The sequence below is a fragment of the uncultured Methanobrevibacter sp. genome (assembly GCF_902788255.1).
In the GTDB taxonomy this organism is placed as follows: Archaea; Methanobacteriota; Methanobacteria; order Methanobacteriales; family Methanobacteriaceae; genus Methanocatella.
On record NZ_CADAJR010000024.1, the window covers coordinates 34,404 to 53,247 of the forward strand.

The following is an 18,844-nucleotide window of genomic DNA, read 5'->3' on the forward strand; positions in this document are numbered from 1 at the left end:
AAAATGTACACTAATCAACAAAGAATATTATATGCAAAGCAATTAAAAAGATTACATGAATTATATGTAGTTAAAAGTAATATTCACTTAACCTATAAATATAAAAATCAAAATAAAGCTATTGCTAATGCTCAATCCTTGCAAGACAAAATAATCAATGCCATTATTGATGATGCAGTATATGGTAACAGTGATAAGATAAGAAACATTGATTCCACTATCCAAGAGTTAATGACTACTACCTTGGAAAATGAACGTAAACGTATACATCACAAAGATGACAGGTATGTTGACCGTGCAGTAGAGTTGAATGCTGAAAAATACAGTCAAATATTGAGTAATCGTATTAACAGGGAAGCTATTAAATTAGAGCAGAAAATTGAATCTGAAATGCATAGCGGATTACATGATGGATTAAGTGAACATGAAACCCGTAAAGCATTAAAAGACAAATACGGAAACACTGCTAAAGCAAGAATCAAAAATATAATTAAAGATAGTGTACATACCAATGAATCCAACATAGGATGGATAAATGCTTTAAATGAAGGATACTCATATAAAGTTTGGATGAATGGTCAAGGAAAAGGTAAAGTCCGAGCATGGCATCGAGCCAAACTTATTGCACCAGTACCAATTGATGAATACTTTGACATATATGGTAGTTATCATGCACAAGCAATGTATCCGGGAGATTTATATGCTGGAGCAGAAAATGTTGCTAATTGCAGATGCTGGTTAAGATATACGAACAGAAGACCTGAAGGCTTAGGGGAAAAGAAAACAGTCTTCAATATACCTCAAACATCATACTTGAACACATCAAATAATACAAGCAAAAACACATTTAATGAAAAGGTAAAACTAAAACCAATAGAAACAATCAAGACAACTATATCACATACTACTAAAAAAGTAACTTCCAAGATAAAAAACATTGGACAAAAATTAACAGGAAAATTCCGAAAACAAAAAGTACATTCCAAAAAACATGATCCAAAAAAGAAAACACAAAAATCAAATTCTGGATTTAATAATTTAAATCCAAAAAATGATCCAAAATTGAATAAACATGCTCCAAAAAATAAAAATGAGGCTCCAAGGACAATAGAACAAATTAGGGAGGATATTCTAAATGATAAATCATTCACGAAATTCATTGATGAAATATTGCATCATAATAATAAAACAAAAGGAAAATTAATTGAATATTTAACTATCATCGATAAATCTCATAAAATTTTAAAAAGATTTATCAAAGGAATTAATGGGCATGTTAAAATACCAAAGAGATTTAAAAATAAGAAACTTCATATGACCATCCATAATCATATGGATGGGGCAGTTATTCCATCTTATGGGGATATGAATAATAATTTAAAACATGATGTCAAGTATGGAATTATCACTGCTGAAACAAGATTTGGAGTAATCAAATATAATACGGAGTTATCATTATCTCAAAAAAAGATTGTATTGGCGATTCATTCAACTTTTGAAGTCATGATTTTTGATGATTTTGAGAGGATTGAATCTAAAAAGATTAAGGATATTGAAAGAGGAAGTGAAGAGTATGATAAGTTATTTTATAAGTTTGTTTCTCGAAATATCAATAAATATGTGGATGAGTTTAATGCTAGACTAAAAGTTTATAATATTGAAATTACATATATTAATATAAAAAGGTGATTTGATGGATGAAATGTTTGACATTGGGATTAAAGCATCTAATTTTAAACATCTTAAAGAATTATATCATTTAGAAGATATTTCAAAGGAAGATAAACTTAAGTATCAGCAAATGTTAGAAGAAAAGAATCCTGATGTTTATGAACAAGTTTTAAATTTAAAAAAGAGATTGGAATCTGAGATTACTAATATTAAAGAAGTAATTTTGGACGGTGCAGATCCAATCATTAATGATGATTTACTTACCAATGTTTAGTTTTTCTTATTTTTTATTCTTATTTTGTTCATTAGTAAACCTTAAATTCTCGTGGTTTTTGTGTTTAGTGTTTAAAATTTAATTCTAATTTTTATCGTATTGTTCATAATTAGTAACTATTTTTCATATTAACCTTATTTTTTAAAATTTTACCTCTTTTTCTAATTCGTTACAGTGTCTTTTGAAGGAGGAAGGAAAAAAATATTTTATTTTTAAATATGGTTTTTTTCTATTTCCCAAAAAATATTATCACTTAACCTGAAGTTTTTTTCTTTTCTTCTTTATTTCTACACTCTCTCATCTTTCAAATAGAGATAATATAAAAAGAAACGTAGGTATTGAATCGTATGATTATCAAAGGTCCTATTCTCATACCTGGAGTTCCAGACCAATCAGGTGACATACTTGATGAAGAAACTATCCGTAAAGCAGCTATAATCATTGCCCGTAATGGAGTACTTATTGATGTTCAGCATACTCTAAGGAATGTGGGTAAGATACTTGAATTATATGTGCTTGATGCTCCTACTCCATGGATGACTGGTTCATTACCTAAAGGAACTGTCATGGTGAGTATTGATGTTCATGATGAGGATATTCAACAAGGAATACGTGATCATAAATTAAATGGTTTCAGTATTCTTGCAGCTCCCACTAGGTATATGGATGAATTAGATAGGGGGATTACATAAGTATGAGTCTTGAATTTAAAGATATTGGTGAATGGACTCCTTCAGCAATCAGTATTGTTGATGTACCATATCATCCTTTAGCTTATTTTGAAGTGTATGAGAATGATGAAGAATTTGTGAAAAAATTTAAAGAAAATAAGGTGAAATCTATGTCAAATAATCAGAATAGTCAAGAAGGCAATGTAACTATGAGTGAAGGCTTTTTTGAAGGTTTGTTAAATAGGGTAGTTGGTAAAAGTAATCCTGAACCTCAAGCAAATCCTGCACCTGCACCACAACAAAGTAATGGTGAAAGTGAAGTTACTAATGCGGAAATTTTAGCTGAAATTCAAAAACAGAATGAAAGAATAACTGCATTAGAAAATGGTCAAAACCAAAACCAGAATCAAGGTCCAAGTCAAGGTGGAGAGGATCCAACTCAAAATAATGACTCTGAACAAAATGAGAAAAACAATGAGCAAAATAATAATGGGGAAACCAATCCTCAAAATGGAACAGATCCAACTCCTCAAACTGTGGAATTACCATTAAATCCAGATGGAACATTAAACCTTGAAGACGGTGCTGTTGCAAAATATCTTCCAAGGGGAACTGGAAACAGTCAATCCATCGATGTAGACCTTAATCGTGGAACTCCTTCCGATAAATCCTTGAATGAAAGGTCTGGAAGAAATGCAAATGGTATGAGTTGGTAAAAATAAGAGAATTTATTTTAAATTAAAGCTTAAAAGGTGAATTAATCATGGCATTAACAATGGTTGAAAATGAAATTAAAAAAAGTGTTAATTTAGGTAAAAAATTCGTTATTAAGTTTGTAGATATTGGACAAGGTGAAGGTAAACTTAATGATGGTGTTTTACAAGCAGAAAAAGCAGATACTTATCTTCAACACTTGGATGAGCAAGCAGTATTCTTGAATAGAACTAAAAGAATTTTATCTACTAATCATAAAAGACAGTTAGATAAAATGGAATTGAAAGTAGAATTAGAAGCTGGAAGAATTGAAGGTGTGCCTCAAACCTTATCTGATTCCCAAGACCCGAATTTCTCAAGCAGATTCTTCAATGCTGAAGAATTAAGAGCATTAACTGGTTTACATACTACTGTAATGAAAGACAGTATTGAAGGTGCAGGTTTCATGAATACTTTAACTAATAGATTTGCAGTAGCAAACGGTTTGGCATTAGAAAGAATCCTTATTTATGGAGATAAATCTTCCAATGAAAATGTTAAATCTGGATATAAAGTAATTGATGGTATTTGTAAAAAGATAGGTACTGATGCAGATATTAAAAATGAAACAGTTGATTTAACTGCTGAAGATTCCAGTCCAGTTCAGGAATTCCTTAGATTTTTAGACTTGTTCCCAGATGTGTACAAAGTGGATGGTGGAATGGCTTGTTTTGCACCATACAAATTTGTAAGTGCAGTACGTAGGGATCTTGTAACTAATCATTACAGGTATAATATTGATGCATCTATCAGTCAAGATGGGGTTCCAATGCTTGAAAATGTTCCATTAATTAGTGTACCTCAGTTCAGTGTTCCGACTAATGGTTTCACTAAAAAACCAATTATTCTTACACATAAAGAAAATATCCAATGGTTAGCAGACCCAGATGATATTCTTGTACAATCAGCATTTAACCTCCGTTCCAATACATGGGATATTGCTTCCACAATGTACAATGATATCAACTTTGAACAGGAAGATGCTTCTGCCCTTGCATGGTTAAAGGAAGCATAATCCCTTCAGTTACTCCTGAACCAGTAACACATAACATTTCAGTATCTGTAACTGATGGAACAGATCCAATTGAAAATGTTGATGTAATATTAGAAGACTCTAATGAAACTCAATATACTGGTAAAACAGGTAGTGCTGGAGGGTGCACAATAAGTAATGTTCCAGAAGGAACATATAGTGTAGTTGCAACTGCAACAGGTTATAATGAATACACTGGAACATTAACTGTAGATGAAAATACTAGCACACTTGCAATTACTTTAACAGCAACATAATAAAAAGGAGGATTTTAGTCTTGTCATATTGTACTGTAAAAGATGTAACAAAAATATCTGGAATCAAACCTAAAAATTTAGGTTACAAAGATAAAGAAGAGGAATTTGAACAGTTAATCACTGAATGGATTTCACAAAGTGAAAGTTTAATTAATTCCTATTGTCATAAAAAATGGGAAGAGGAAACTCCTGAAGCTATTAAGAATATTTGTGCACGTTTAACAAGTAACATTATAGCTTTTCATTTGTCACGTGGTGAAAATCCAATTAAAAAAGTCAATGATTACACTACTAAAATTTATTCAAGTGAAGTCTTTACAGATGATTTAAAACAAGACTTAAAACCTTTTAAGAAATCATCCCGAATAAAAGTATTTAAAATCTGATCAATTATGGTTACTATTCATATTAAAGTTGATGCATCTAATGTTCATGTAAGTGAAAATGGTGTTGCTTTTAAGAATAAATTGTTGGATCAACTCAGTAAAAATACTAAAACTTTATTGGAAAAGAATACTCCAAGACACTCTGGTCATGGTGCTAGTAATTACAAGATTGTTAAATCTACTGATAAACATGAAGTAATTAATAATGCACATTATTTGGTCTTCCCAAATGATGGTACTGGAATTTATGGTCCACGTCATGCACCTATACGGCCTAAAAGAGCAAAAGTATTACACTTCCATTGGAGAGGTAGGGAATGGTTTCTTAAATCTGTTAAAGGTCAAAAACCTAAAAAATTCGTGGAAAGGAGTATGACGGAAGTAATCCGGTCTATTGAAAGTGCAGTGATAATTGCTAAAAAAGGAACATTAGAATAAAAGTGACTCTATTTATTTAAGGTGGAAAAGATATGTTGAATATTATTGAAGGTCCTGAAGCAGTAACTCTAATGGTTAAACAATGTATTATGAATGAGTTAACTGAAGATGGAATATTGTCTGATGTTGAAACTTTCATACCTTCTTATCGTTCTGATGACAAAATTGAAGAACCATGCATTTGGTTATTTGAACAGAAAACCACTCCTGTAAATGGTGAGGGAAGGTTAACCGGTAACTTGAAATTACAAACTCCTTTTGAATTTTATTGTATAGTTTATGATGAAGATGACATAGAACAATCTGAATTGAAAGGTAAAAATCTTGCTGCTAGAATAGCAGCATGTATTGCTAAAAATCATATTAGGTTAATTAACGATTATGAAATTCAAGGTTTAAGACCAGTATTTGAGGAATTAACTCCAGTGGGATTTGTTGAAGATGAAGAACTTGGAGAAAAAGTACCTATAACAAAATTAAGAATTAATTTTATTTACAATGTGGATTGGAAAATATGTTGTCAATTTAATAAAAAAATGAATGATGGTGAATAGAAATATGGTAGATCGTGGATTTGGATTAGCATTAGAAGACCCTCAACATTACGGTGAGGTATTATCCACTACAGATTTTAACGAATCTGACTTGGATTGGTGGAGTGAAGCAGATTCAGCTGACTTCAAATTAAATGATAAACCAGTTACTAAATCTGGTTCAAGTAGAATGAATAAACGTTCACGTGCAGGAATTATCAAACCAACTGGAAGCACAAGTGCCGATGCAGATTTGCAAAGGTTTGCATGGTATTTCCGAGCATACTTAGATGAATATAAATACACTCATGGCTCTGGAGATGTGCATACTCATGAGTTCTGGGGCAGTGAAAATAAAAAACTCCAATCATTTAGAGCAGTTTATGTAGCAGATCAACTCAAAAAATATATCTTTGGATTGCTTTGTGATGGATTAAAATTTGAAGTATCAGATGAATCCATGAGTGTATCTGTGGATTGGATTTATAAAACAGAACATGCTGGAATAATTGGCAGAAACGGTGAAACATTCACCAAACCAGAAGAATTAATCAATGATTTATTTGTAATGTTCTATGATATCTTCTTAGATTTAGATGGTAAACCAATGGAAGGTATTGGAACTAACTTATCCTTTGAAGGTAAAAACAATCTTGCTTCAGATAAAACTGTAGGCTTTGGTTCAAGAGCTCCGCAAGGCCAAGCTTTAGCTCAAAAAAGAGAAAACACTCCAAGTGTAACAATTGGTTTAACTGAAGATACCATCGAATCAATTATCAAAGCGGAATATGGTAAAGTTGGTGAATTTGAACCAGGTGACAGTGGTGCATATGAACCTTCAAGATGTACAATTTTAGAGATCCCATTTGGAATAACTGTTCGCATGTGCGAATATCCTGATTTGATGATGAGAATATTATTCCCAATGTGCACTTTAGCTGTTGAATACGATATGTCTGGTGCAGATAGTATTGATGCAACTATCAGTATGGAAACTTTAGGTTCTAATGAAATCACCTTGGAAGATGGTGAGACAAAAGTTCAAACTGATATGTATGTATTATTAAAAAATAATCAAACTGAATTAGGTGTTGATGATTCTCCCATAGGTGAGGAAAATCCTGAAACAGTAAGTATTAGTGTATCAGTAAATGATGGGGAAAATCCAGTATCTGGAGCAACAGTAAGCATTGATGAAATCACATCAACTACTGGAAGTGCAGGAGGATGCACATTAAACAATGTTCCAACAGGCAGTCAAACAATCACAGTCACTGCCGATGGATTTGAAGAATACTCCCAAACAATCAATGTTTCAAGTGAAACTACAGAATTAACAATAACATTAACAGAGGTGTAAAATTATGGCATTATTATCTATATCTGAAATTTTAAATGGAAAAGATGACTTTCAAGAACATTATATTGAGTCTCTTGGTGGTGAAATTTGTTTAAGGCCTTTAACCAGTGGGGAATGGGATAGGATAGATGAAATCAAACAAAAAGATTTGGGTGATTACACTATCAATGAAAAAACAGTCACTAAAAAGAAAAGAAGAGTTAAAGGTGAAATGGAATCACGTGCTAAATTTAATATTAATGCTTCCAGTAAAGCTACTAAAAAAGCAATGTATGAGGCAATTAGATTAAGTACTGATAATGAGGGTAATCCTGAAAAATGGAAACTTGAAGATATTAAACGTTTACACAAAAATGAAATCACTGAAATTTATGAAAAAATTGAAGAGATTTCTGGCGTAGATGAGGAGGATATTGAAGATGTAGAAGACTTTCCTGAAAACGGATGAAGGAAAAAATATTATATGGCTTGATTACTGTGGCTATCATTTAGCAGACAAGCAAAATGATTTAACACCACTTCAAGCATACTTCATCAGTAAAGGTAGACATGAACTATATCGGGAGATGAATAAAGTAAAAGAATAAAAAAAACTCTTTTTTTTATTCATCTCCTTTTTTTATAAAACAAATTTATATGGGAGGTGAAATGAGGATGGTATCCAAACAAGTCATAAAAGTAATAATCGAAGCAGAAGAAACCATAAGTAAAGCAGCAAAACAAGCAGAAAAAGCCATCAAAGACATGGGAACCAGTGGAAAACAAAGCATGGATGGAATAAATCAAGCTTCACGAACTGCACAACAAACCATGTCAAGAATGGAAAAATTCGTGAAAACAGTACAAACCAAATTTGATAGTCTGCGAAAAAGTGGATCCAATGCATTCGACAAAATCAAACAAAAAGTTGGAAACGCAGTCAACAGCATAGGCCGAATCACAAATGTTTCAAGTACTGCTTCCAAAGCAATGGAACGAATCAAAGGAGTATCGGATTCGGTTAAAAATAAAATATCATCATTAGGTTCATCTAGTCAAAAAACATTTTCTGAAGTAACTAACAGTGAACAAAAAGCATTAGGTCAATTACAACAACTAGGTACTGAAGCAGTGGTTGTAGCTTCAAATATTAATAATGATTTTATACCTGTAAAAGGAACCATAGTCGGTACTGGAAATGTATTTGATACACTAAAAAATAAAATTGTTGAATTTAGTGGAATAGCAAAAAACTCCATATCTGGAGCATTTAAAAATAGTATAACTGGTGCAAAAAATAAATTACGCACTTTAATTCCAAGTATCGATTCAATTAAAAAGAAACTTAAAGAATTAACCACTGCATCCCGTAATTCTGGAGCAGGATTAGGATTCCTTAGAAGTGCAGCAAGCATGACTGTAGGGATGATTGGGTATGATCTAGTTAATGCATTCACACAATCTGCAAGAGCAAATATTAATGCTCAAGCAAAAATTGATGCATTCGGTAATAGACTTCAGATGTCTGGTTCTAAATTAGACTCATTTAAATCTGATTTAAGCAGTTTACAAAGTGAATTCAGAAAAGTAGATATGGATGCTATTGGTGCTTCAGCATTAGAGATGGGTGTAAAATTTGGCCTAGCTAGTGATGACATGACTGAATTGTCAAGAACTGTTGCCATTGCATCATCTGCATTTGTGAGTGAAGGAAGAACACAAGAAGATGCTATTCTTGCAGTGTCCGATGCATTAGATGGTCAAATGAAAAGGATGTTGGAGTTGGGTATTGATGAACAAAAACTCATTGATAATGGTTTTAATGGAAACTATGAAGATAAAAATAATCTTCTCCAAGCATTGAATAGCACATTAAGTACAATGGGTTTTGAAGAAACCGCAAGGCAAGTAAAAACTTTAGATGATGCGTATGCTGCAATATCTGTTAGTGGTGGGCAATTATTGTCCTCAATATTAGTTCCATTAACTCCTTATTTGGTTGCGATTTCTAGTGCATTTTATGATTGTGTTATCCAAGCTAAAGCTTTCATCAAATCAATACAAGAGGCATGGAATAACATGCCTGATTGGCAAAAAGATGCTATTGCTATCGGGTTAATAGCGGGAGCAATACTTTTATTTATAGGATATCTTGGTGGGTTGCCAGGCATCTTAATGCGTATTGTTTCATTATTGGCTCCAATTATAAGTACCATTTCTGCTATTAATTTACCTCTCATTGCTATTGTTGCGATAATAGGAGCTATTGTTTACGCAGTATATGAAGTGGGCAAAGCTTTTGGTTGGTGGACGGATGTTGGTTCAATGTTGGCTGCCATAACTGATGGAGTAATGCGTCTTTGGAATGCATTTATTAATCATCCTGATGTTCAAGGTGCCTTGTCTGCAATTAGTGGTGCTTTAAGTTGGTTGGCTGATGGTCTTGCATGGGCAGGTCAACAAGTTCTTAATTTCTTTGGAGTAAGTACCGGTAGTGATTGGGATATTGTTTCCAGTATTATCCATGGAATTGGTGATGCTTGGAATGGACTTAAAGGAGCAATCGGATGGGTAGTAAGTACCGCTACTAGTATATGGAATGCATTTAATAATGTAATGAATGTATTAGGTCCATTTGGTAATTCATTATTGATGCTTGCAGGTCCTGTAGGGGCGGTTGTTGCAATTCTCAGAACAATAATCTGTATATTATTAGGTTGTAGTCCAGGTATTGTTCCTGCTTTGGAAAAAGTACTTGAAGTATTTGGTGTTGTTTGGAATGCTATTGTATCATTATTAGCGGGTATTATTCCTAGTGTTTTAACTGCTATCCAACCAGTATTGAATATATTAACATTAATTGCTAATTTCTTGTTAACCACATTCCAGTTTGCATGGCAAACAATGATATTAGTCTTCATGACTGTCTGGAATCACTTGCAGGTAATTATTCAAATATTCAGTCAGTTCTTAAGTGGTCAAATCACATTAAGTGCAATGCTTACTCAAATATGGCAAGTTATCAAAGCAATGTTCTTCTCAGTATTGACAATTATAATTACTCGAGTGGCTTCATTTTCCAAAAGTTTGGTGTCACGTGCCATAAGTGCTGCTAGAGGATTTGTCAATGCAATCATATCTCGGGTATCAAGTCTTCCGGGAAGAGTATATTCCTACCTCATAAGTGTTGCTAGTAGAATTATTAGTGCCGGTGCAAGTTGGGTAAGTAATGGAATTAGTACTGCTTCAAATCTGGTGTCTGGTGTAATCAATCGTGTTCAACAATTACCTGGAAAAGTTTACACAGAATTCATGAACATTGGCTCCAGAATAATGAGTGCCGGTTCAGACCTCATTAACAAGGCTAAAAATATTGGTAAAAACATTGTTGATGGATTACTTGGAGCAATGGGTATTCACTCACCAGGTATTATTCAAACTAAAGTTGTCACAGAATTCAAGGACATGGTTGGTGGAATTGGAGATCAAATTAAACCTGCCGGTGAAATCGCTAAAGAATTCGGTGAAACCATAGTGGATGAATTTGGAAATCCAACACTTGCTGCCGACACCAGTCTAGTTCAAGATTTAGATGCTCCCGATATGAACATGAATGTTGGAGTAGATACAAGTCAATTAACAACTGCAAATCAAGATGTCATTAACCAATATGATAATCTTGCAAGTATGACTGGTTTAAGCTTACAAAATATGGTCTCCCAAGACCGTACTGCATTCGCTAATATACAGGCTAATGACTCTGCTCAAATGAGTAATATTACTAATACTGTTGGAAATAAAATGCGTCAAATGACCAATAGTGTTAAAACAAATATGAACAGTATTGTTGCTAAAAACAAACAGGGTTTCGTTTCAGCTAAAAACAATACAACTACTCAATTAAACAATATGGTTAACAAGACCAAGACAGCTAACAGTAAAATGATTAACAGTTGGAAAGGAATGAGTAATGATGTCATAAGCTTTGCAGGTAAAATCAAAACTCGATCAAGTCAACACTTTGACCAATTAGGAAGTAAAATAGGATCATTCTATCGTAAACTTCAAAACCCTGGAGGATTTGGAGCAGGACCAGCAAGTCCAAGTGGCAGAGTTTCAACTGTAAAACGTTCAGGTAACAATGGATTCCGCAGCATAGCAAACGCAATTAGAAATGCTCAATTACCTCAATACATGAGTCTAGGTGAAATAAGAAGAAATCCTTTAGTTTCTAATATAGATATTGGTTCCTATATCACAGCTGGAAAAAATAATCTATTTAAAGTATCAGACCTTGTACAATCAGGTAACATTAAAATTCCAGTTGGATTTGAAGATCCAAGAAACAAGGGTGCAGGAGGTTGGTTGGATAATGTGGGAACACATGTCAATAAAATCAAATCCACTGCCAATAATTGGAGCATGAAAGGACCTAAAATCATAGGTAAATATGCAACCAGTATTGGATTCAAAGTAAAAGACTTTGAAAATAGTGTTCCTAAAATTGACTTTGCTACATTCAAAAAGATGGCAGAGGATGTATTCAGTCAATGTCATTACAGTTTCTACTATGACTCAAATAAGTATGGTAACTGGATGACTGCATTCCAACATGGGGACATGAACTGTAGTGATTCATCAGATGCCCTCATTGCATTCGCACATGCATGTGGTTTACCTGCCTACAAAGTTCATGGACATTGGAATAAATTCGGTCATTTCTGGGCAAATGTGGCAGGACGTAAAATGGATACAACCGGATGGATGAACCAAAGAAACTGGACTCCAAGTGCAAGTCATGCCGGTCCTGCACCAAAAGGATTAACCTTTGGTGAATTTGTAGATGCAATCAAACAAACAAATGAATCTGAACCAACAACTGTAAACGATAATGATGATGTGGAAATCAATGGAAAAGTAACAGTTGAACATATACACAGATTCATCGATTTACCTGATTCAATCTCAGCAGAAGAAGTGGCAAGATTAATCAATGAAGCACCAGAAGATGATAATTGGTTAATCAAACTAATCAAATTATTAGTTAAAGACCGCAACTTCCAGAACTTGGATTTGAAAGAAAAATTAAAAATAGAAAGAAAAAATAAACGTGCAAGAGGAATCTAAATGGTTGAAAAAATAACCATAAAACCAACAAAGGTTAGAGGACAGGGAAATGTCCTCGAACCTAAAACTATAGAAAATTATAAAGAATTAAATTGCGAAATAGAATCAGTAGAAGAATCAACAGTTAATGTTAATGTCTTTAAATTAACTCCATTATTTTTTGAGTTAGGGTTTACTGATAATTCAAACAATAATATCACTGAATTTTACTCAAACACTCAAATAAATGTAGAAGCAAGTGTAAGGTACTCAAACAGTAATGTTGTTACTAGTGATGAACGATTAACAAATCAATTATTAGGATTAACTCTTGATGGTCAACGATTAGTAAGTCGCTATGTTGATTCTCAAGGATATTGGAGACAAAAATATAATATTGGAAGATTATCTCCAGGAATACATGAATTTTATTTGGACTTCAAAGGTATAGTAAGTCAAATCTTTAAGGTAAATGTCTTAAAAAGTATCGGATCTATTACATTAACAAGCAATAAATCTGAAACTTACCTCGGTGAAAATATTACTTGGACTGCAAATGTGAAAGATGATGATGGTACACCTTTGCCTGAAAAGACGGTTATATTCTTTAATAGTAGCACTGGTGAGATTTTAAGCACAAAACAAACAGATAATAATGGAGAATGTACATTCACACATGCAGAAACAGGTATTGTTTCTGCATTAGGATACCGTTCAATTAATATACGGGCTACATGTACTGATGTAAATTCTAATATCATAACAGGCACTTACTGGAATCATAATGCTCAATCTGTATCATGTGAAATTGACAAAACTGAATCTTATGTTGGCGAACCAATATATCTGCAAGTAACATTTTATGACCATTTCAACAATATTGTAGATGGGACAGTATGTATCGATGGAGCAAACTCCAATGAATATTCTATCGAAGAAAAGAATCACAAATCATATATAACATATACTCCACAATCCAAAGGAACCAAGTCCTTAAAACTATACCTCTGTGGTTTCTCATATAACATATACACCAATAAAGAAATTGTTGTAAATGCATACGATGCATCGTTAACAATCAATACTCCAGAATGGATACCTTATGGAGGGTCTTTGGCGATTGAATCAACACTATTAAAAGATCAACAACCTCAAAATGAGAATTTAAAATTATATGTTAATAATGAATTTAAAGCCACCATTAATAGTCAAGGGATTTATGATTATGAAGGATTACCTAAAGGAACTAATACTATTAAAATAGTACTTGACGTCCCAAAATATGAATATACTGAAGTAACAAAAACAGTTTACTGTGGAGCAACAGTCACAATTGACAATGTAACTAAAAATTAAAAAAGGAGGAATAAATATGGCAAATAGTGAAGACACCCCAATTACCCCAAATTATGTTACTGTATCAGGAAGAGTAACCCCAATCGATGGAATTTACCGAGAAAAGATTCCGGTCAAAATATCTCAAGAAGAAGGAATGGAAGAAACATTATATACTGATAGTGAGGGTTATTATGAAGGAACAATACTTCTTGGCTCATCAAATGACATTATAGCAAAAGTAGGTAATGATAAAGCAATATGGAAACTCATTGATGGAATTGTATTAAGTTCAGATAAACAAATCATTAGTTATAATGGAGGGAACAATCCTGAATGTGCAACTATTACAGCTCAATTAACAAAAAATAACTCTAATGTTAACATATCGGGGGAGAATATAACGTTTGAAATAAGAAAAAAATCTGATGATTCTCTTGTTGAAACTTTAACCGCTACTACTGATAGTTCTGGAATTGCTACTGTATCTTACTACGGAAAGGGTGCAGGAGATATTTATATTAAAGCAAGTTGCATGTTTGTATCCAAAAGATACGATGTTCATGATTGCTTGTGGGGTACTGATGGGTCAAGTGTTGGAAGTCTTGAAGTTGGTTCAGGTGTCAGTTGTACCAGTAATGGAGATTATATTACTATTACAACCAATACAAGTGGAGAAAAGTATGTTAAATTGCCAGTAAACCTTCCATCAGAGTTTGAATTTACTACCGAAATCGCAGAGAATGGTAATATCAATTATATTGCTTGGCAAATCCACAATGGTCAATATTACGGATATGGTGCAGGAACTAATGGTGCAGGAACTAATGGTGCAGTTAGAATTAGTGGAAGTTCAGTAAACAACAATTATAGTTGGACAAAAGGACACATCTTAAAGATTATTCGCCAAAATGGAACAGTAAGTGTTTATTACGATAATACTTTACTAACATCAAATAATATTGACTTTACTGGCTACGATATAGGTTTCTACACCAATCAAGGAAGAGTACAACACTTGAAAAACATAATGCTCAAACCATTATAATGGTTTAACTTTAATATTCTTTATTTGACCTGAATTTGACCCATTCCAAGCATCAAAACCTACTCCTAATTGGGTGGGATTCCAGGGTGTTGTAAATGTTGCTGCGAATACATCATCAAAATAAAGAGTGTATTGTCCGTTTTCTTTTATAATTTTAATATTTTGCCACTCATTATATTTTTTTGTCGCTCCACTATCAAATGGATAATCAGTAAAATTTCCATTCGTAATTACTCTAACATATGATCCTAGTATCTGAACATAATTACCATTATAATGGGTTGTGGTGGTTGCAACAATTGGCACAATGGTATAATTAATGTGATACACATCAAAACTTAAAATCCATTCATTTGTGTTATCAAATCCTTTTACATATCCACTTTTACCGCTTAAAATACCACCAGAACAAGTAATTGAACCTCTACTGAAATTACCAGTCGGTTCAGTACCATCAAGTTTAAATGCTTTTTTACAATCTTCTATAATGTAGTTTTCTGTCACAATTATTGGATTACTACTAAAACATTTTATATATAAATCTCCCGTACCTTTTCCGTAGAAATATACAGCGAAAAATTAATTCGTTACAGTGTATTTTGAATAGGAATTTTTATTATAGGAGCTGTTATTTTTGACTGTTACAAAGGAATATTATACTAAAGGGACAATTGAATACACTACTGGAAAATATTCTGGAAATTTTGAATATGGTTCTGTATCTGGATTGAATAATTTAAAAAAATATGATAGTATTGCAAAATTAAATGTAGGTAAAGATACTGCAACTAAAAATAGGCCCGCTGCATTAACATTAAGACAATTTGGAATATCTTTACCTACGGGGGCAGAAATAACTAATGTGATTGTTGAATATGCTCATCGTAAAGTAAAAGGATCTAACCAGAAAAAAGCCCCTAATGTCCTTGCTCCAACTATTGCTCTTCGAGGTTTTGGAAGTGGAAAAAATCCTTCCACAACAGGGATTGCTCCAACCACTTCTATGAAAAATAGATCCGTCACATTTAATTTTAAACCAACTAAATCCCAAGTTGAATCTTCAAATTTCGGAGTTCATATTAGTTATCCTAAAAATAAAAACGATGCTTCAGGATATATTGAATTGAAATATATTAGAATTAAAATCAATTATGTTGCTCCGAAGTTTCAAATAAGTTTAACTCCAAGTAAAAATTCTTTGGAAGTAGGTGAAAGATGTAATATTGTTCCAACAATAAGCAATATCAATGGAACTAATTATAAACCAATAATTAATATTTCTTTAGAGGAAGCTCCAAATGTAACATTTGAAAAAACTGTTGAAGGAATAATCTCCATATCAAATAATAAAATTCAATGGAACCCTCAGATTTCTTCAAGCAAAAGAAGTGATCATGGAGGATTCAGTGTTTATTGTTCAACCTCAGGAGTGAAAACAATCAAAATGAGCTTTTCGTTGAATGGGGTAACTTATTCTGCTAAATGTAGTTTTACAGTAAATCCTCCGAAAACTCCTGAAAATACCTCACAAGATGATGAAAGTCCTGCTGGAGATACAGATATTACAAATGGGATAAAATTAATCACTAATAATTTAAAAGTTACACAGGAAGAAGCATTTTATCTTACTATCACTGTTAAGGATATTTTAAATTATAATGATGCACAAGTATTTAGCTTTAGTTTAAGGGATCCTGTAACTAATGAGGAGATTGATGGACTTGATGAATTGTTTGATTTTTACATTAATGAAACTCATTTAATTGACAAGGGACTTGATTCTAATTGGATTGTAGATGAATATATGTTTTCAGATTCTCCGAGTTATCCTAAGGAGTTAAACATTTCTCCAAAGTTATTTGACGGGAATAGTCTGATACTAAAAGTTATACCTAATTCTGTTGGAAGATATGTTATATGTATAAATGGACCAAATGATGAGGGAGACCCTGTAGCTTACTCTGTAAATAAGATTTCTGTTATTCCAAAGCAATCAGATTTATCTGTTCCAATGATTACACTTTTCAAAATTGAAGGGGATGAGGAATTAAATAGGTTAGGGGATGAAATTCAGTATTTTGTTAAATCTATGTTACAAGTTACTACAGAAAATGAGTATGTTCCAGATTGGTATAAAAATTTCAGAATAGGAGTATTCAACAATATGATTGAAGAAAACACTATTTCTAGATTAGATTATACTAGTACGGATGATAAAATAGAAATAATTATAAATCCACCATATGATTTAAATGAAGGGTATTCATTATCTATAAATCCATCTGAAACATTATATCTAATAGAAAATAGTGATGATACCTCTGAAGAGGTTGAAGCTGAAGTGTTGGGGAAAGATATTGATAATGAAATACAGGTTTCAGAGTTAAATTTATGTTGTAATCAAGATTCCTTTGATATGACTGTGAAATTAGAAGAAAATGATCAGATTATTTGGAGCCAATTATATCATATTGAATTAAATAAAGATAATTTTGAAGAGATGAAAGAAGTTATTATTGATGAGAATGATTATGATAATTTAACTTTAGAGGATATTTTTAATCATGCAGAATATTGGAGTTCTGAATTATCATCTCCTAATACTTTTGAAGAGAAAACTGTTGATTTTATGTATAATTCCAAATATCCATTATACATACTTTTTGTTGGAGATTATATTGAAGGTGACCCTTTAGGAAATCTATTTTCATTTACCCAACCTATTTTATATGAACAAGATGATTCCATGGCGTATAATCCCCAAATATATTTGCCTACGCCAATTGCTGCAATTCTTGAAGATGATGAACTTGTAACTTTAGAATTGCCGTCTTCAAGCATATCCAATCCTTTCACGGTATATAATTTAGATGTGGGTGAGGATTTTGAAACTGGGGATCACCTTGCAATTAGGGGGTTGATTATTTCAATGGATGTTGATTATTCTGATGATCTTATTTTAACTGCTAAATTAAAATCTCCAAAAGGCAAACCTGGTACTCGTAGTTTTGTTATTTCGGGTATGAATACTGAAAATGAAGATAATATTCCTAATCAAATTATTCTTGGAGGAAGTTTTGAATTATGGGGATTTAATATAAGTGATATGGTTGAACTAGGTGAATGGGAATTGGAAATACAAGTTGATAATCCGTATTTCATTGATGATGGGGTTTCAACTTTAATATTTAAAAATTTATCCTTTGCATTTTATTATATTACATTTCAAGATGATTTAATTATAGCTAAAATTAATGGAGAAGATTCTAGACATTATGGTATGTTCATACAGAATGTTGATGTTCCTGACGGATTAAATTCAATTGTTAAATTTCATGAGATTGAAGGTTCTGATTTTAATAAGGCTTATAGAATGAATATTGATAAAAAAGAAATTACTTTAGAATTTTCTGTGGAAGGATGTACAATATTTGAAACTACTGAACTTATTAAAGAAATTGCTAAATTATTTGTTAATCGCAGGGATAATATGGATGAACCTATCCCTAATAGTATTGAATTTAATAATAGACCTGGAGAGCATTGGGATTATATTTTAGAGGATGTTTTTGATACGGATGTGGATAGTGTTAATTATGATACGAAAGTTAAATTAACTATTCCTGATGGTACCTCATGGGCAAATAATGATACGGTCACTAGCATTACCGGATATAATAATAGTATTACAGGAGTAAATCCAATAATAGAAGTGTCCCCCACATCAGAGTTCATTGAATTAACCGAAACAATCACTAATCAAAGATTCAGCTTAAAATATGATAATTACAAAGAAGATGATGTAATTATAATTGATTGTGTTAATAGAGAAGCTACATTAAAACAATATGATTCTGATGGTAAAATTATCTATAAAGATATTTCTGGAGATGTAGATTATAACGCTGATTGGTTTATCTTACCAATAGGAGAATTTTATTTTGACACTCATGGAACATGCAGTCGGTGTATTATTACCTACACTCAAAGGGGATGAGAT

The 18,844-nt window shown here is 32.4% G+C and carries 16 protein-coding genes; 15 read left to right on the forward strand and 1 reads right to left on the reverse strand.

From position 1 onward, the window contains the following. The first annotated feature begins 3 nt into the window (after nucleotides 1-3). From QZV03_RS07610 to QZV03_RS07675, 14 genes are all read left to right on the forward strand, one after another. Entirely contained in the window at nucleotides 4-1,689 is a 1,686-nt protein-coding gene (locus tag QZV03_RS07610) for a hypothetical protein (protein WP_296875513.1), read from the forward strand. Between the two features lie 4 nt (nucleotides 1,690-1,693). Then, entirely contained in the window at nucleotides 1,694-1,945 is a 252-nt protein-coding gene (locus tag QZV03_RS07615; RefSeq protein WP_296875515.1) for a hypothetical protein, read from the forward strand. Nucleotides 1,946-2,292: 347 nt separating this feature from the next. Further along, nucleotides 2,293-2,637 (forward strand): XkdF-like putative serine protease domain-containing protein, encoded by a 345-nt coding sequence (locus QZV03_RS07620; protein ID WP_296875560.1) that lies wholly within the window; start codon nucleotides 2,293-2,295, stop codon nucleotides 2,635-2,637. Nucleotides 2,638-2,639: 2 nt separating this feature from the next. Then, nucleotides 2,640-3,332, forward strand: coding sequence for a hypothetical protein (locus QZV03_RS07625; protein WP_296875517.1), 693 nt, complete (start codon nucleotides 2,640-2,642; stop codon nucleotides 3,330-3,332). Between the two features lie 47 nt (nucleotides 3,333-3,379). Then, on the forward strand, nucleotides 3,380-4,384 hold the full coding sequence (locus tag QZV03_RS07630; RefSeq protein ID WP_296875518.1) for a major capsid protein: 1,005 nt from the start codon (nucleotides 3,380-3,382) through the stop codon (nucleotides 4,382-4,384). Continuing rightward, nucleotides 4,366-4,659, forward strand: a complete 294-nt coding sequence (locus QZV03_RS07635) for a carboxypeptidase-like regulatory domain-containing protein (RefSeq protein WP_296875519.1) — start codon at nucleotides 4,366-4,368, stop codon at nucleotides 4,657-4,659. Before QZV03_RS07630 ends, QZV03_RS07635 begins: the two co-directional genes overlap by 19 nt. A gap of 20 nt (nucleotides 4,660-4,679) precedes the next feature. Then, nucleotides 4,680-5,045 carry a hypothetical protein gene (locus tag QZV03_RS07640; RefSeq protein ID WP_296875520.1) on the forward strand — a complete coding sequence of 122 codons (366 nt, stop codon included), beginning with the start codon at nucleotides 4,680-4,682 and terminating at the stop codon, nucleotides 5,043-5,045. A 6-nt stretch (nucleotides 5,046-5,051) separates the two neighbouring features. After that, nucleotides 5,052-5,483 carry a hypothetical protein gene (locus QZV03_RS07645; RefSeq protein ID WP_296875521.1) on the forward strand — a complete coding sequence of 144 codons (432 nt, stop codon included), beginning with the start codon at nucleotides 5,052-5,054 and terminating at the stop codon, nucleotides 5,481-5,483. Nucleotides 5,484-5,515: 32 nt separating this feature from the next. Next, complete coding sequence (locus QZV03_RS07650) at nucleotides 5,516-6,037, forward strand: hypothetical protein (protein ID WP_296875522.1); 522 nt, start codon at nucleotides 5,516-5,518, stop codon at nucleotides 6,035-6,037. Nucleotides 6,038-6,041: 4 nt separating this feature from the next. After that, nucleotides 6,042-7,376, forward strand: a complete 1,335-nt coding sequence (locus QZV03_RS07655) for a carboxypeptidase-like regulatory domain-containing protein (RefSeq protein ID WP_296875523.1) — start codon at nucleotides 6,042-6,044, stop codon at nucleotides 7,374-7,376. Between the two features lie 4 nt (nucleotides 7,377-7,380). After that, nucleotides 7,381-7,824 carry a hypothetical protein gene (locus QZV03_RS07660; RefSeq protein ID WP_296875524.1) on the forward strand — a complete coding sequence of 148 codons (444 nt, stop codon included), beginning with the start codon at nucleotides 7,381-7,383 and terminating at the stop codon, nucleotides 7,822-7,824. Between the two features lie 200 nt (nucleotides 7,825-8,024). Then, nucleotides 8,025-12,482, forward strand: a complete 4,458-nt coding sequence (locus tag QZV03_RS07665) for a hypothetical protein (RefSeq protein WP_296875525.1) — start codon at nucleotides 8,025-8,027, stop codon at nucleotides 12,480-12,482. Next, nucleotides 12,483-13,817: an Ig-like domain-containing protein gene (locus QZV03_RS07670; RefSeq protein ID WP_296875526.1), complete on the forward strand. Its 1,335-nt coding sequence runs from the start codon at nucleotides 12,483-12,485 to the stop codon at nucleotides 13,815-13,817. It begins immediately after the preceding gene. A gap of 16 nt (nucleotides 13,818-13,833) precedes the next feature. Beyond that, the gene (locus QZV03_RS07675; protein WP_296875528.1) at nucleotides 13,834-14,844 is read left to right on the forward strand and encodes a hypothetical protein; all 1,011 of its coding nucleotides are present in this window, start codon (nucleotides 13,834-13,836) and stop codon (nucleotides 14,842-14,844) included. Here the strand turns inward: QZV03_RS07675 and QZV03_RS07680 are convergent. After that, nucleotides 14,839-15,348, reverse strand: a complete 510-nt coding sequence (locus QZV03_RS07680) for a hypothetical protein (protein WP_296875530.1) — start codon at nucleotides 15,346-15,348, stop codon at nucleotides 14,839-14,841. The two genes, QZV03_RS07675 and QZV03_RS07680, sit on opposite strands and share 6 nt — an antisense overlap. A 130-nt stretch (nucleotides 15,349-15,478) precedes the next feature. On the opposite strand from QZV03_RS07680, the gene QZV03_RS07685 reads away from it, so the two are divergent. Next, nucleotides 15,479-18,841, forward strand: coding sequence for a hypothetical protein (locus QZV03_RS07685; RefSeq protein WP_296875531.1), 3,363 nt, complete (start codon nucleotides 15,479-15,481; stop codon nucleotides 18,839-18,841). Nucleotides 18,842-18,844 lie beyond the last annotated feature (3 nt).

Coding starts and splice junctions, on each gene's coding strand:
- QZV03_RS07610 (WP_296875513.1), top strand. CDS start 4: ATGTACACTAATCAACAAAGAATATTATATGCAAAGCAATTAAAAAGA.
- QZV03_RS07615 (WP_296875515.1), top strand. CDS start 1,694: ATGGATGAAATGTTTGACATTGGGATTAAAGCATCTAATTTTAAACAT.
- QZV03_RS07620 (WP_296875560.1), top strand. CDS start 2,293: ATGATTATCAAAGGTCCTATTCTCATACCTGGAGTTCCAGACCAATCA.
- QZV03_RS07625 (WP_296875517.1), top strand. CDS start 2,640: ATGAGTCTTGAATTTAAAGATATTGGTGAATGGACTCCTTCAGCAATC.
- QZV03_RS07630 (WP_296875518.1), top strand. CDS start 3,380: ATGGCATTAACAATGGTTGAAAATGAAATTAAAAAAAGTGTTAATTTA.
- QZV03_RS07635 (WP_296875519.1), top strand. CDS start 4,366: ATGGTTAAAGGAAGCATAATCCCTTCAGTTACTCCTGAACCAGTAACA.
- QZV03_RS07645 (WP_296875521.1), top strand. CDS start 5,052: ATGGTTACTATTCATATTAAAGTTGATGCATCTAATGTTCATGTAAGT.
- QZV03_RS07650 (WP_296875522.1), top strand. CDS start 5,516: ATGTTGAATATTATTGAAGGTCCTGAAGCAGTAACTCTAATGGTTAAA.
- QZV03_RS07655 (WP_296875523.1), top strand. CDS start 6,042: ATGGTAGATCGTGGATTTGGATTAGCATTAGAAGACCCTCAACATTAC.
- QZV03_RS07660 (WP_296875524.1), top strand. CDS start 7,381: ATGGCATTATTATCTATATCTGAAATTTTAAATGGAAAAGATGACTTT.
- QZV03_RS07665 (WP_296875525.1), top strand. CDS start 8,025: ATGAGGATGGTATCCAAACAAGTCATAAAAGTAATAATCGAAGCAGAA.
- QZV03_RS07670 (WP_296875526.1), top strand. CDS start 12,483: ATGGTTGAAAAAATAACCATAAAACCAACAAAGGTTAGAGGACAGGGA.
- QZV03_RS07675 (WP_296875528.1), top strand. CDS start 13,834: ATGGCAAATAGTGAAGACACCCCAATTACCCCAAATTATGTTACTGTA.